The 13,215-nt window shown below is 63.1% G+C and carries 14 protein-coding genes; 12 read left to right on the forward strand and 2 right to left on the reverse strand.

The features are described from left to right. Positions 1 to 73: 73 nt before the first annotated feature. Positions 74 to 718 (reverse strand): DNA-3-methyladenine glycosylase, encoded by a 645-nt coding sequence (locus C0V73_RS15370; RefSeq protein ID WP_102020893.1) that lies wholly within the window; start codon positions 716 to 718, stop codon positions 74 to 76. 29 nt (positions 719 to 747) lie between these two features. On the opposite strand from C0V73_RS15370, the gene gluQRS reads away from it, so the two are divergent. Continuing rightward, positions 748 to 1,659: a tRNA glutamyl-Q(34) synthetase GluQRS gene (gene gluQRS, locus C0V73_RS15375; protein ID WP_172450194.1), complete on the forward strand. Its 912-nt coding sequence runs from the start codon at positions 748 to 750 to the stop codon at positions 1,657 to 1,659. Here gluQRS and C0V73_RS15380 read toward each other — a convergent pair. Further along, positions 1,630 to 2,520 carry a YihY/virulence factor BrkB family protein gene (locus C0V73_RS15380; protein ID WP_102020895.1) on the reverse strand — a complete coding sequence of 297 codons (891 nt, stop codon included), beginning with the start codon at positions 2,518 to 2,520 and terminating at the stop codon, positions 1,630 to 1,632. The two genes, gluQRS and C0V73_RS15380, sit on opposite strands and share 30 nt — an antisense overlap. Positions 2,521 to 2,613: 93 nt before the next feature. On the opposite strand from C0V73_RS15380, the gene C0V73_RS15385 reads away from it, so the two are divergent. The 11 genes from C0V73_RS15385 (at position 2,614) to C0V73_RS15440 (ending at position 13,214) form a co-directional block, all read left to right on the forward strand. Further along, on the forward strand, positions 2,614 to 3,438 hold the full coding sequence (locus tag C0V73_RS15385) for an SDR family oxidoreductase (RefSeq protein WP_102020896.1): 825 nt from the start codon (positions 2,614 to 2,616) through the stop codon (positions 3,436 to 3,438). 30 nt (positions 3,439 to 3,468) lie between these two features. Continuing rightward, positions 3,469 to 3,666 (forward strand): twin transmembrane helix small protein, encoded by a 198-nt coding sequence (locus tag C0V73_RS15390; protein ID WP_076396652.1) that lies wholly within the window; start codon positions 3,469 to 3,471, stop codon positions 3,664 to 3,666. Positions 3,667 to 3,669: 3 nt separating this feature from the next. Continuing rightward, complete coding sequence (locus C0V73_RS15395; RefSeq protein WP_102020897.1) at positions 3,670 to 4,248, forward strand: cob(I)yrinic acid a,c-diamide adenosyltransferase; 579 nt, start codon at positions 3,670 to 3,672, stop codon at positions 4,246 to 4,248. Positions 4,249 to 5,524: 1,276 nt separating this feature from the next. Further along, positions 5,525 to 6,382 carry a rhomboid family intramembrane serine protease gene (locus C0V73_RS15405; RefSeq protein WP_102020899.1) on the forward strand — a complete coding sequence of 286 codons (858 nt, stop codon included), beginning with the start codon at positions 5,525 to 5,527 and terminating at the stop codon, positions 6,380 to 6,382. 174 nt (positions 6,383 to 6,556) lie between these two features. Beyond that, positions 6,557 to 7,306, forward strand: coding sequence for an electron transfer flavoprotein subunit beta/FixA family protein (locus C0V73_RS15410; protein WP_102020900.1), 750 nt, complete (start codon positions 6,557 to 6,559; stop codon positions 7,304 to 7,306). Positions 7,307 to 7,331: 25 nt separating this feature from the next. Beyond that, positions 7,332 to 8,261 carry an electron transfer flavoprotein subunit alpha/FixB family protein gene (locus C0V73_RS15415; RefSeq protein ID WP_102020901.1) on the forward strand — a complete coding sequence of 310 codons (930 nt, stop codon included), beginning with the start codon at positions 7,332 to 7,334 and terminating at the stop codon, positions 8,259 to 8,261. A 140-nt stretch (positions 8,262 to 8,401) separates the two neighbouring features. Continuing rightward, the gene (locus C0V73_RS15420) at positions 8,402 to 9,283 is read left to right on the forward strand and encodes a 3-hydroxybutyryl-CoA dehydrogenase (RefSeq protein ID WP_102020902.1); all 882 of its coding nucleotides are present in this window, start codon (positions 8,402 to 8,404) and stop codon (positions 9,281 to 9,283) included. Between the two features lie 144 nt (positions 9,284 to 9,427). Then, positions 9,428 to 10,411 carry a thiosulfate ABC transporter substrate-binding protein CysP gene (gene cysP, locus C0V73_RS15425; RefSeq protein ID WP_102020903.1) on the forward strand — a complete coding sequence of 328 codons (984 nt, stop codon included), beginning with the start codon at positions 9,428 to 9,430 and terminating at the stop codon, positions 10,409 to 10,411. Between the two features lie 68 nt (positions 10,412 to 10,479). Next, on the forward strand, positions 10,480 to 11,301 hold the full coding sequence (cysT, locus tag C0V73_RS15430; RefSeq protein WP_102020904.1) for a sulfate ABC transporter permease subunit CysT: 822 nt from the start codon (positions 10,480 to 10,482) through the stop codon (positions 11,299 to 11,301). 3 nt (positions 11,302 to 11,304) lie between these two features. Next, a complete protein-coding gene (gene cysW / locus C0V73_RS15435) occupies positions 11,305 to 12,195 on the forward strand; it encodes a sulfate ABC transporter permease subunit CysW (RefSeq protein WP_102020905.1) in 891 nt (296 codons plus the stop codon). Continuing rightward, positions 12,192 to 13,214, forward strand: a complete 1,023-nt coding sequence (locus C0V73_RS15440; RefSeq protein WP_102020906.1) for a sulfate/molybdate ABC transporter ATP-binding protein — start codon at positions 12,192 to 12,194, stop codon at positions 13,212 to 13,214. The genes cysW and C0V73_RS15440 overlap by 4 nt, the downstream gene beginning before the upstream one ends. Position 13,215 lies beyond the last annotated feature (1 nt).

Here is a 13,215-nt window from a genome sequence, read left to right on the forward strand (position 1 = left end):
TATATTAGGTCCGTTGTTACAGCATTGTGAAGCCTGAATCTTTAGGCCGTGTTGCGACCTCTCGGCGCGCCCCTCAACGGGGCAGCGCAACGCGGCCCGTGATGCGCGCATAATGGGCCCAGAACAGCCGTGCCGCGACCGATCGCACCGGCGCCCAGGCTTCGGCAAGCTCGGCGACCTGCTCCGGCAAGGGGCGTTCGCCGGCAAAGAAAACATCGCCCACGGAGATGCGCAGCGCCACATCTCCAACCGGGAAAATGTCGGGATGGCCGCCGCAGAACATCAGGTAGACCTCGGCCGTCCAGGGGCCGACACCTTTAAGGCCTGTCAGCGCCGCGATCGCAGCGTCCGCCGGCATCTCGGCCACTTCGTCGAGGCGGAAGGGGCCGCCGAGATCGGCTTTGGCGGCTGCTTCGAGCGCCTGCGCCTTGCCGCGTGACAGACCGAAGGTGCCGATCAGTTCGGGCCCAAGCGCCAGATAGTCTTCCGCCAATGGTCGATTGCCCAGCACCGCCGTCATCCGCCGCCAGATCGCGTCGGCACTGGCCCGCGACACCATCTGCGAAACGATGATCGAGGCGAGCCCCGCAAAGCCCGGTGCCGAGAGCCGGAGCGGCAGCGGGCTGCACACCTCCGCGATCGGACAGAGCCTGGGATCGCGTTGAAGCAAAAGGGAAAGCCCCGCAGCGAGATCAGCCTCGCATCGGATCGTCGTCAAACCCGTCCCCTTTTCCTCATTCCACTCTCATGCGAAGGAAAAGCATGACCGAACCCTCTCGTCAAACCGTGGGCCACGATGCCCCCGTCTTTCGCTTTGCCCCGAGCCCCAACGGGCGGCTGCATCTCGGCCATGCGCTCTCGGCCCTTTTGAACGCTGATATGGCCGAAAAAATGGGCGGTCGGCTTTTGCTGCGCATCGAAGACATTGACCTCACCCGTTGCACGCCCCAGCTTGAGCAGGCCGTCTTCGACGACCTCGATTGGCTCGGGATCTCCTTCGAGCAGCCGGTTCGCCGCCAGTCGGAGCATTTTCCGCTCTATCGCCAGGCCCTCGACCGCCTGAAGGCCAAAGGCCTCGTCTACCCCGCATTCCTCACCCGTGGCGAGGTGAAGGCCCGTGTCTTCGCTTATGAGCGAGAGGGCGGCACCTGGCCGCGCGATCCTGATGGCGCGCCGCTTTACCCGACTGAGGAGCGCGCGATGAGCGAGGCGGACCGGGCGGAAAGGCTCGCGACCGTCGAGCGCTACGCCTGGCGGCTCGACATCGACAGGGCTCAGAGCATGGTGGAAAGGCTGCTCACCTGGCAGGAAACCGGGGACGGACCGCGAGGCGAGATCGAGGCGGACCCGGCCGCCTGGGGCGATGTGGTGCTCTGGCGTTCCGATGCGCCGGCAAGCTATCACCTCGCCGTCACCGTGGACGATGCCGCGCAAGGGGTGACCCATGTCGTGCGCGGTCTGGATCTCTATCACGCAACCTCTGTGCACCGGCTGCTGCAGGTGCTGCTTGGCCTGCCGGCACCGATCTATCACCACCACCGACTGATCCTGGGGCCCGATGGGAGAAAGCTCTCCAAGAGCCTCGGCGATACCGCGCTCTCAGCACTGAGGGCCGAGGGCAAGACGCCTTCAGATATCCGCGCCATGGTCGGGATTTGAGATCCCGGCGGGCGCGCCCTTCACCGGAACCACCCGGAACTTCATCAGCGCCGCGTTGAACTCTGCGCCGATGATGAAGATCGCGCCGACCATATAGAGGAACACCAGCACGATCATGATCGAGGCGAGGCCGGCATAGGTCGCCGCATAATTGGCGAAGGTGCCGATGTAGTAGGCGAAGACCAGCGCACCGACCAGCCAGAGGGCGAGCGTCAGAAGCACGCCGGGTAGGACGTCGATCACCCGCCGGCGCCCGGCTGGCAGGCCGAGATGGAAGATCATCAGGCCAAGCACGAGGAAGATCACCGTTCCGTAGACGCGCCAGTTGGCGACGATGGCAAGGAAGCCTTCCAGCAGAGGGAAATAACGCTCCGCAAAAGCGAGCGCCACGGGCACGGCAACGAGAAGCGCACTGATCGCGGCCAGCACCACGACCGCCCCGAGCACGAAACCGAAGCTGACGAGGCGCGTCACATACCAGGGCCGGGTTTCGGCGACACGGTAGGCGCGGTTGAGCGAGACGCGCAGCGCCTCGACCCCGTTCGAGGCGAAGTAGGCCGCGGCCAACACAGAAATCGTCAAGAGCCCGCCGCGCGGGATCGTCAAAACCTGCACCACCTGGTCGGACAGCGGCTTGGCGATGGTCTCCGGCCAGGTGTCGAAGATCAGATGCACGGCGGTCTCGGCGAACTGATCGGCGCCGAGAAAGCCTGCCAGCGCCGTGCCAAAGATCAGGAAGGGAAAAACCGCGAGCAGCGCCGAAAGAGCCACATGGCTTGCCATCGCCCAGCCGTCATCCTCGGAAAAATGCCACAAGGCATCAAACACCACCTTGTAGAGCATACGCAGGAAAGTCGGCATCCGGTCTCCTTCGGACCTCTAAGGGCAATTGCAGGCTGCTGGCGAATATGGGAAACCCATCGGCATTTGCAAAGGAAGAACGAGGTTTTCCCCGTGAAGAGCATCATCGTCACCGGTTGTTCGTCCGGCATCGGCGCCTATTGTGCAGAGGCCTTGAAGCGCGACGGCTGGCGGGTCTTCGCGACGGTCCGCAAGCCGGAGGACCTCGGCCCGCTCGAGGCCAAGGGCATCGAGACACTCATCATGGATTACACCGATTCTGCCAGCATCGAAGCGCTCGTTTCGACCGTCTTCGAGCGCACCGGCGGACGCCTCGACGCGCTCTTCAACAACGGCGCCTATGGCCAGCCGGGCGCAGTGGAAGACCTGCCGACGGAGGCGCTCCGCACCCAGTTCGAGACCAATCTCTTCGGCTGGCATGACCTCACCCGCCGGGTGATCCCGGCAATGCGGGCACAAGGTGAAGGCCGCATCGTGCAATGCTCCTCGATCCTCGGCATCATCCCCTATCGCTGGCGCGGCGCCTATACGGCTTCGAAATTCGCGCTTGAGGGCCTGTCGCTGACGATGCGCATGGAGCTGGAAGGCTCCGGCGTGCAGGTGAGCCTGATCGAGCCCGGCCCGATCGAAAGCCGCTTCACCGCCAATGCGCTTCACCATATCCGCGAGGCGATCGACCTCGAAAACTCTGTGCATGCGCAAGACTATCACCGGCAGCTGGCGCGACTCGATGGCACAGGCCCCGTGAACCGCCACAAACTCGGGCCGGATGCCGTCTACAAAGTCCTCACCCACGCCTTGACCGCCCGGCGTGCCCGCCCACATTATCTCGTGACCAAGCCGGCGAAACAGGGGGCCCTGCTCAAGCGCTGGCTGCCGGCCGACCTCTTCTATCGATTGATGCGCTCGCTGGACTGACCGGCGACGAACAAAGGCTCATCCCAAGTTATGTCCACATTCACCTATGTCCTCGCCATCATCGTCATGGGGCTCGTTGCCCTTGTCCTCGTGAGAGGCCTCTTCAACATGCTGAAGGGCGGCGACGGCAACACATCCAACAAGCTGATGCAGGCGCGCATCGTGCTGCAGGCAATCGCGATTGCCCTGATCATGCTGACGCTCTGGCTGACCGGCGGGGGACGCTAATCCATGGTCAAGCTCAACAAGATCTACACCCGCACCGGCGATGACGGCACCACGGCCCTGGTAACAGGCCCCCGCCGCCTGAAGCACGACCTGCGCGTCGACGCCTATGGCACGATCGACGAAACCAATTCGGCAATCGGCATCGCCCGGCTGCATACGGCTGAGATGCCGGAGCTCGACGCCATGTTGATGCGCATCCAGAACGACCTCTTCGACCTCGGCGCGGATCTCGCCGCCCCCGAAACCGGGGAAGTGCTCTCCTACGAGCCGCTGCGCGTCATCGAGGCCCAAGTCGACCGGATCGAGAAGGAGATCGACCAGCTGAATGCAGAGCTGGATCCCTTGAAATCCTTCATCCTCCCCGGCGGCACGCCCGCCGCCGCCTATCTGCATCTCGCCCGCACGACGTCGCGTCGGGCTGAGCGCATCATGGTGGAACTGTCGCGCTTCGATGGCGAGGAAGTTGGCGAGCCGGCGCTGAAATACGTGAACCGGCTGTCGGACTTTCTGTTTGTCGCGGCACGCCATGCGAATGATGGCGGCAAGGCGGATATTCTGTGGGTGCCGGGGAAGAATAGGTAGGCAGTTAACGTCTTGCGTGGGGCCCATCTTCCCCTCGGTGGGGGAGAAAGCGATTTCGATGAATTAGGCGAGCGCAAGCCGCCTAAACATCTGAAATCGCAAGTGAGGGGGTCCGTTCGTCGTGCCCCCATCACCGATCCCCTCACCAACAAAATCTGAGGTTTAGCCCTGACCGGGCTAAGCCCTCGATTTTGTAACCTCTCCCACAAGGGGAGAGGGGAAAACCAATTGTCAAAAACCCCAAGCTTCGCCGCCGGTCGGGATTGCTCCCTCCGGGTCGGGTTATGCTTGTCTCGGACGAGGCGCCAGAAGCAACCTGTCTAAGTAATTTACGTGGCTCCTTCCGGCGCCTCGTTCGGCGTCCATTCCCGCTGCATGCATCTCTCTGGCAAGGCGGCGACGGTCCTTGGAACTTGCGTTCCAGGGAAGACCGGGCGCGGGTCCGGCTTGACAGAGTCATCCCGAGGGAAAGTCTGCCAGAGCCTGGCCGGTGGCCCGGGAGGTTCCCGCCGGATGGTGCACCATTCCGACCGGGACCCTCGCCCGGGGGATGATCGTCCGGCCATTGGCGGCCCGGCGCTCATCCCCGCCGTTTGTTTCGCCCCGCTGTCTGGGTGTTCGCGACAGCGCTGGCGCCTTGTCTGTGTGCCTCTGAGGCACGTCCTTCCGATCAGGGTATCCAGGTTTTGGGGAGCATCCGACCCCATCACCCTCGTCAAGCCCTTCGTCCGGAGGGAGACCGTTGCAGCGGGCCGGGGGTCTGCACCTGCGAGAGTGCTCGCCCCCGGCGCCGGCCCCGCCTCGCCTGACATCGCATCGTCAGGTGTATCCGAGGGCGGGACGGGGATGAATCTACGAGGGTGGAATTGGTGGGGGATGAAAAAACATGTGGGGGTTTGATTTTACTGGGAGATTTTTGGAATTCGTCCCCCTTTTTTTGGAGAATGGGGCGGTCTTTCGTGACCGTCTGGTCTCAGAAGGCTTGTGTTTGGATCCTCGGGTCAAGCCCGAGGATGACGACCTTCTGGGGTGGATCAGGGTATTCTCCTCCGACGTTGTGCAATGGAGACTGAAGAGGAGGATACCATTCGCTCCCCTCACACTCCGTCGTCCTCGGGCTTGACCTGAGGATCCAGTCACAAGCAAGCACGTGCAACGTCCTAACTCGCCCTTAGTGGGGAGAGGAGGAACTGGCGCTCGCCCCTTCCCCTCTGTCCCCACACCCCAACCTGCGCTAGCATCCGCCGACCCAACCCCGCCAACCCGACGAGGCGCGATGTTCATTCCCCTGCATGACCGAAACGCGCTCAAACATATTCGCCGGCAATATGTGACGCTGGGGCTGATTCTTGCCAATGTCGTGACCCATGCGCTGGCGACGCTGGCGCCGGAGGCGCTTTATGAGATCGGGGTCTATGGCATGGGGTTCATCCCGGCCGTCGCCTTCGATATCGCAGAGCTCGATCCACGGCTGGTGCTCGTGCCGGAAAGTGCGACCTACATCACCTATTCTTTCCTGCATGGCAGCTGGCTGCATCTGGGGTCCAACATGCTCTTCCTCTGGGTCTTCGGCGACAATGTCGAGGACGCCATGGGGCACCTCAAGTTCCTGTTCTTCTACCTCGCCTGCGCGGCCGCCGGTGCGCTGGTGCATGGGCTGGTGATGCCCGCCAGCGAAGCGCCGCTGATCGGGGCGTCGGGCGCGGTGTCGGGCGTCGTCGCGGCCTATCTGATGCTGCATCCCAAGGTGCGCGTCTGGGTGCTGGTCTTCATGCGCTTTCCCCTGCCGCTTCCGGCCTTCATCCCGCTCCTCTTCTGGGTCGGCCAGCAATTCGTCATGCTGGTGATCGACGCAGGCAGCAATGTCTCCTGGGGTGCACATGTCGGCGGGATCCTCACCGGTGCCTTGTTAGTGCTCTTTTTGCGACGTCCGGGCGTGCCCCTCTTCGACCGCGCGATCGTCACACCCCGCGCCGTCGAGCATGAGGCTGCCACCGTCGACGTGGCGCCGGTCGGGCCCTGGGGGCAGAGACCCGCAGGAAACGCGCCGGATGGCGAGGCAGCAGGCGGCGCACTCCGCCCAGAAACTCCGGCAACCCAGCCGGTCCGCAAGGTCACCCATTGGGGACGATGACAACAGGTCGCGGGTCAGCTGTATTGACGTGAACGTCAACGTCAATTATTGCTGTCGGCCAAACGGCATCGATCGTTGTGTTTGGGAAAAAAATGCGTATCGATGTCGCCAATCGACAAACGGCGGAGCGCATGTGAGCGCATTTTCCGGCGGAAGATTTGAAGAGAGGAACCCATGAAGATACTCGTCCCAGTCAAGCGGGTTGTGGATTACAACGTCAAGATCCGCGTCAAGCCTGATGGTTCCGGCGTCGAACTCGCCAACGTCAAGATGTCCATGAACCCCTTCGACGAGATCTCCGTCGAGGAAGCCCTGCGGCTGAAGGAAGCCGGCAAGGCCGAGGAAGTGGTCGTCGTTTCGATCGGTCCTGCCAAGGCCGAGGAAACCATCCGCACCGCACTCGCCATGGGCGCTGACCGTGGCATCCTGATTGAAACCGACGAAGCCGTTGAGCCGCTCGCCGTCGCCAAGCTCCTGAAGGGCGTGGTCGAAGCCGAGGCTCCGGGTCTCGTCATCGTCGGCAAGCAGGCAATCGACGACGATTCGAACCAGACCGGCCAGATGCTTGCGGCGCTCCTCGGTTGGGGCCAGGCGACGTTTGCCTCCAAGCTCGAACTCGGCGCCGACAAAGCGACCGTGACCCGCGAAGTCGACGGCGGTCTGCAGACCATCGACGTGAAGCTCCCGGCGATCGTCACCACCGACCTGCGCCTCAACGAGCCGCGTTATGCCTCGCTGCCGAACATCATGAAGGCGAAGAAGAAGCCGCTCGACAAGAAGGCTCCGTCCGACTTCGGCGTCGACGTTGCTCCGCGCCTGAAGGTGCTGAAGACCGAAGAGCCGGGTGGTCGCAAGGCGGGCATCAAGGTGAAGAGCGTCGCCGAATTGGTTGACAAGCTCAAGAACGAAGCCGGCGTATTGTAAGCGGAACGGACAGGAGAAACGTAAAATGGCTATTCTTCTTCTCGCAGAACACGACAACGCGACCGTTTCCGAACAGACCGCGAAGGCCCTGACGGCTGCTACGAAAATCGGCGGCGACGTGCATGTGCTGGTCGCCGGTGCTGGCGCCAAGGCTGCCGCCGATGCGGCTGCCAAGCTCTCTGGCGTCTCCAAGGTGCTGCTCGCCGACGACGCGTCGCTCGGCAACAACCTGGCGGAACCGCTGGCGGCCCTCATCGTCTCGCTTGCCGGCTCCTACGACACAATCATCGCGGCTGCGACCTCGGTCGGCAAGAACGTGATGCCGCGCGTCGCAGCTCTGCTCGATGTCATGCAGGTCTCGGAAATCACTGAAGTGGTCTCTGCCGACACCTTCAAGCGTCCGATCTATGCCGGCAACGCCATCCAGACCGTGCAGTCGACCGATGCCAAGAAGGTGATTACGGTCCGTACCGCCTCCTTCGCCGCTGCCGGCGACGGTGGATCCGCTGCCGTGGAAAGCATTGCTGCCGCTGCAAACCCCGGCGTTTCGAGCCATGTGTCCGACGCGCTGTCCTCTTCGGACCGTCCGGAACTGGCCTCGGCCAAGATCATCATTTCCGGCGGCCGTGCCCTCGGCTCCTCGGAGAAGTTCCAGGAAGTCATCCTGCCCGTCGCCGACAAGCTGGGTGCCGCCGTCGGCGCGTCCCGTGCGGCGGTCGACGCAGGCTACGCCCCGAACGACTGGCAGGTTGGCCAGACCGGCAAGGTGGTTGCCCCGCAGCTCTACATCGCCTGCGGCATCTCGGGTGCCATCCAGCATCTCGCCGGCATGAAGGACTCCAAGGTCATCGTCGCCATCAACAAGGACGAGGAAGCCCCGATCTTCCAGGTCGCCGATTACGGCCTCGTCGCCGACATCTTCGAAGCCCTGCCGGAGCTCGAGAAGGCGCTCTAAGCACCATCTCGCAGCTGCGAAAGGACTGGTCAAAGAACCCTTTGCGGTCTATCAATCAGCCGGGTCCGCGACAGCGGGTCCGGCATTTTTGTCGGTGCCATCTTCTTGAGTGAAGACGAGAACGGGTGAGGAGCGAGACGATGACGGACAAGATCAGCAATGTGGGTGTCGTGGGTGCCGGCCAGATGGGCTGTGGCATTGCCCAGGTCTCCGCCGCCGCCGGCTACAAGGTCACGATCTACGATCTCTCCAAGGAGCGGATCGAAGCGGGCTTGGCCACCATCAACGGCAACCTCGCCCGTCAAGTGACCAACGGCAAGATCACCGACGATCAGCGCAAGGAAGCACTGGCGCTGATCTCCGGTTCGTCCGACGTCAACGACCTTGCCGCAGCCGATCTCGTCATCGAGGCGGCGACCGAGGACGAAAGCGTCAAGCGCAAGATCTTTGCGGCCCTCTGCCCGGTGCTGAAGCCCGAGGCGCTGATTGCGACCAACACATCTTCGCTTTCCATTACCCGGCTTGCATCGGCCACCGATCGGCCGGAGCGCTTCATGGGCATTCACTTCATGAACCCGGTCCCGGTCATGAAGCTCGTCGAACTGGTGCGCGGCATCGCGACCGACGAGACGACTTTCAAGACAGCCAAGGAGTTCGTCTCCTCGCTCGACAAGACGATCACGGTGGCCGAAGACTTCCCCGCCTTCATCGTCAACCGCATCCTGCTCCCGATGATCAACGAGGCGATCTACACGCTCTATGAAGGCGTGGGCTCGGTGGAAGCCATCGACACGGCGATGAAGCTTGGCGCCAACCATCCGATGGGGCCGCTGCAGCTCGCCGATTTCATCGGCCTCGACACCTGCCTTTCGATCATGCAGGTGCTGCATGAAGGCCTGTCGGACTCGAAGTATCGCCCCTGCCCACTGCTGGTCAAATATGTCGAGGCCGGCTGGCTCGGTCGCAAGTCGGGCCGCGGCTTCTACGACTATCGCGGCGAAGTGCCGGTTCCCACCCGCTGATTACCCATTCCGGCGGGGCACCCTCCGGCGGAAAGATATTTGCCCCTCGGGGTGATCATTGGTCGGCCATTCCTCGGAAGAGACGGGCCGACCCTCTAGTTTGCGGGGCAGATACCGATCCCCCGCATACCGGAGACCAAGTTCATGAAACGCCTCCTCCTCCTGAGCGCCGCCATCGCCGCCCTTTCCCTGCCGGTTTCGGCCAGTGCTGCCGACAAGCTGCTGAACGCCTCCTACGACATCGCCCGCGAAATCTTCGCCGCCCAGAACGAAGCCTTCATCAAGGCCAATCCGGGCGTCAGCATCGACCAGTCGCATGGCGGCACCTCGCGTCAGGCACGCGCCATCGTTGAGGGACTGGAAGCCGATGTCGTGACCTTCAACCAGGTGACCGACGTCGAGTTCCTCGCCAAGAACGGCTTCATCAACGAAGGCTGGCAGGGCGAATTCCCGAACAACGCCTCGCCCTTCTACTCCTTCCCGTCCTTCCTGGTGCGCGCCGGCAATCCGAAGGGGATCAAGGACTGGGACGATCTCGCCCGTGACGACGTTCAGGTAATCTTCCCCAACCCGAAGACCTCGGGCAATGCCCGCTACACCTATCTGGCGGCAACAGCTTACGCGAAAGAGAAGTTCGCCGGCGACGAGGCCAAGGTGACGGAATTCGTCGACAAGATCTTCGACAACGTGCCGGTCTTCGACACTGGTGGCCGCGCCGCGACGACGACGTTCGTCGAGCGCGAGACCGGCGACGTGATCATCACCTTCGAAGCCGAGACCAAGTCGATCGCCAAGCAGTATGGCGAGGACAAGTTCCAGCAGGTGGTGCCGTCGATGAGCCTGCTTGCCGAATTCCCGGTCGCGATCGTCGACAAGGTTGCCGATGCCAAGGGCAGCCAGGAGCTTTCCAAGAAGTATCTCGACTTCCTCTACTCGCCCGAGGGCCAGAAGATCGCCGCCGAATTCGGCCACCGCGTCCATGACGAGGCGGTCGCTGCCGAATACAAGGACCAGTTCCCGGAGATCCGCCTCGTGACCGTCGAAGATGCCTTCGGCGGCTGGGATAAGGTCTCTGCGGAGCACTTTGCCGAGGGCGGCATCCTTGATGGGATTTATGGCAGCCGCTAAGCACGGTATTCGATCGATGTCAGGACCGGCGGGCGCTCCGCCGGTTTTCTCATGAAAGGACGACGACGTTGAAACGCCGCGTATTGCCGGGCTTCAGACTGTCCCTCGGGATCACGCTGGTCTATGCCGCGATCATCATCCTGTTGCCGCTGGCAGCCCTGATCTTCAAGGCGGCGAGCCTCGGACCATCAGACTACTGGCGCATCGTCTCCTCGGACCGTGCTGTCGCGAGTTATGGCGTGACGATCGGCTCGGCGCTGGTCGCGACCCTGTTCAACCTCGTCTTCGGCCTGGCTCTCGCCTGGGTGCTTGTGCGCTATCGTTTCCCCGGTCGCCGTATCATCGACGCCCTCGTCGACCTGCCCTTTGCGCTTCCGACGGCGGTCGCCGGCATTTCGCTCACCACGCTCTTTGCCTCCAATGGCTGGTTCGGATCGGCACTTGCCGAAATCGGCATCAAGGTCGCCTACACCCCGCTCGGCATCATGGTCGCCATGGCCTTCACCAGCCTGCCCTTCATCGTGCGCACGGTGCAGCCGGTGCTGGAAGAGCTCGACCCGGCGCTCGAAGAGGCCGGCCAGACGCTCGGCTCCAGCGACCTGTCGATCTTCCGCCGCGTGATCCTGCCGCTTCTGACGCCGGCCCTTCTTGCCGGCACCTCGCTCGCCTTCGCGCGCAGCCTTGGCGAATTCGGCGCGATCATCTTCATTGCCGGCAACCAGCCCTTCTCGACCGAGATTACGGCGCTCCTCGCCTTCATCCGGCTCGAGGAATACGACTATCCGGCCTCGGCCGCGATTGCCTCGGTCATGCTGATTGCCGCCTTCGTCATGCTGGCGGTAACCAACTATCTGCAGGCCCGCGCGCTGCGCTACACGGTGAAAGGCTGAACCATGAGCCACGTCACAAAGACAAGACGCCCGCCACGGGTCGGCGATGCGCCGCTCTTCAAATACACGCTGATCGGTCTGGTCCTCGTTCTGGTCGCCTTCTTCATCGTGGCACCGCTGGCCGTCATCGGCATCGAGGCCTTCTCCAAGGGCGTGCCGTTCTTTCTGGAGACGATCGCGGATCCGGACACCGGCCATGCAATCGGGCTGACGGTGCTCACCGCGCTGATCGCCGTGCCGCTGAACACCATCTTCGGCGTGGCAGCTGCCTGGGCGATCACCAAGCATGATTTTCGCGGCAAGCGCATCCTGACCATCCTGATCGAGATCCCCTTCTCCGTCTCGCCGGTCGTGGCAGGCGTTGCCTATCTCTTCGTCTACGGCCTGCAGGGCATCTTCGGCCCCGCCCTCGACAGCGCCGGGCTGAAGATCCTCTTTGCCCTGCCGGGCATCGTGCTTGCCTCGATGTTCGTGACGGCACCCTTTGTGGCGCGTGAGCTGATCCCGTTGATGCAGGCCCAGGGCCGAGATCTCGAAGAGGCGGCAACCTCACTGGGTGCGAGCGGCTTCCGCACCTTCGTCTCGGTGACACTGCCAAACATCAAATGGGCGCTGCTCTACGGCATCGTTCTCTGCAATGCGCGTGTGATGGGCGAATTCGGCGCCGTGTCGATCGTCTCCGGCAACATCCGCGGCCAGACCAACACGCTGCCGCTGCATATTGAACTGCTCTACCAGGACTACAACGCCGTCGGCGCCTTCGCGGCTGCCTCAATCCTCGCGACGCTGGCGCTCGTGACGCTGGTGGTCAAGGTCTTCCTCGAACGCCAGGGCGCCGGTCGCAGAAGCCGCCCGGCGACGCTCGCCGGTACTACTTCGGAGATGAATTCGTGAACATTCGCCTCGACACGGTCGTCAAGACCTTCGAAACCTTCCGCGCCGTGCATGGCGTCTCGCTCGACATCAAGAGCGGCGAACTGGTGGCGCTGCTCGGCCCCTCGGGCTCCGGTAAGACGACCATTCTACGCATGGTGGCCGGCCTCGAATTTGCCGATGGCGGCCAGATCCATTTCGGCGAGGAGGATGCGACAAACATTCCCGTCCGCGATCGCGGCGTAGGCTTCGTCTTCCAGCATTATGCGCTGTTTCCGCATATGACGGTGGCCGAGAACATCGCCTTCGGCATGCAGGTCTCGAAGGTGAAGCGCTCGACCGCAGACATAGACCGCCGCGTCGAAGAACTGCTCTCACTCGTGCAGCTTGCCGGATTGGGCGAGCGCTTCCCCGGCCAGATCTCCGGCGGCCAGCGTCAGCGCGTAGCACTTGCCCGTGCACTCGCCGTCGATCCGCGCGTGCTGTTGCTCGACGAGCCTTTCGGCGCACTCGACGCCAACGTCCGCCGCGACCTGCGTCGCTGGCTGCGCTCGATCCATGACGAGCTCGGCATCACCACGCTCTTCGTCACGCATGACCAGGAAGAGGCCCTCGACCTCGCCGACCGCGTCGTCATCCTCGACAAGGGCAAGATCGTGCAGCAGGGCACGCCGGAAGAGGTCTGCCGCCAGCCGGCGAACGCCTTCGTCATGCGCTTCCTCGGCGACACCAACGCGCTGATGGCAACCGTTTCCAACGGCAAAGCTGCCGTCGGCAACATGACCTATGCGGCAGACGGCCTGAAGGACGGGCCAGCGGAATTGCTGTTCCGTCCCACCGATGTCGTCTGGAGCGACGATGCGTCCAAGGGTGTGGCGGCGACCATCCAGCGCGTTCTCGACCGCCCAGGCTCGCGCCGGGTGCTGGCCAGGACGGCAGGCGACACGATCGTCGAATTCGACGCGTCGCCGGAATTTGCCAGAGCCAAGGGCGATGAGGGCTTCATCGAGATCCTCCGGCCACGCGTCTTTCAGGACTGAG

Source organism: Rhizobium sp. TH135 (assembly GCF_002855515.1).
In the GTDB taxonomy this organism is placed as follows: Bacteria; Pseudomonadota; Alphaproteobacteria; order Rhizobiales; family Rhizobiaceae; genus Allorhizobium.

Coding starts and splice junctions, on each gene's coding strand:
- gluQRS (WP_172450194.1), top strand. CDS start 748: ATGCGAAGGAAAAGCATGACCGAACCCTCTCGTCAAACCGTGGGCCAC.
- C0V73_RS15380 (WP_102020895.1), bottom strand. CDS start 2,520: ATGCCGACTTTCCTGCGTATGCTCTACAAGGTGGTGTTTGATGCCTTG.
- C0V73_RS15390 (WP_076396652.1), top strand. CDS start 3,469: ATGTCCACATTCACCTATGTCCTCGCCATCATCGTCATGGGGCTCGTT.
- C0V73_RS15395 (WP_102020897.1), top strand. CDS start 3,670: ATGGTCAAGCTCAACAAGATCTACACCCGCACCGGCGATGACGGCACC.
- cysW (WP_102020905.1), top strand. CDS start 11,305: ATGAGCCACGTCACAAAGACAAGACGCCCGCCACGGGTCGGCGATGCG.
- C0V73_RS15410 (WP_102020900.1), top strand. CDS start 6,557: ATGAAGATACTCGTCCCAGTCAAGCGGGTTGTGGATTACAACGTCAAG.
- C0V73_RS15415 (WP_102020901.1), top strand. CDS start 7,332: ATGGCTATTCTTCTTCTCGCAGAACACGACAACGCGACCGTTTCCGAA.
- cysP (WP_102020903.1), top strand. CDS start 9,428: ATGAAACGCCTCCTCCTCCTGAGCGCCGCCATCGCCGCCCTTTCCCTG.
- C0V73_RS15405 (WP_102020899.1), top strand. CDS start 5,525: ATGTTCATTCCCCTGCATGACCGAAACGCGCTCAAACATATTCGCCGG.
- C0V73_RS15420 (WP_102020902.1), top strand. CDS start 8,402: ATGACGGACAAGATCAGCAATGTGGGTGTCGTGGGTGCCGGCCAGATG.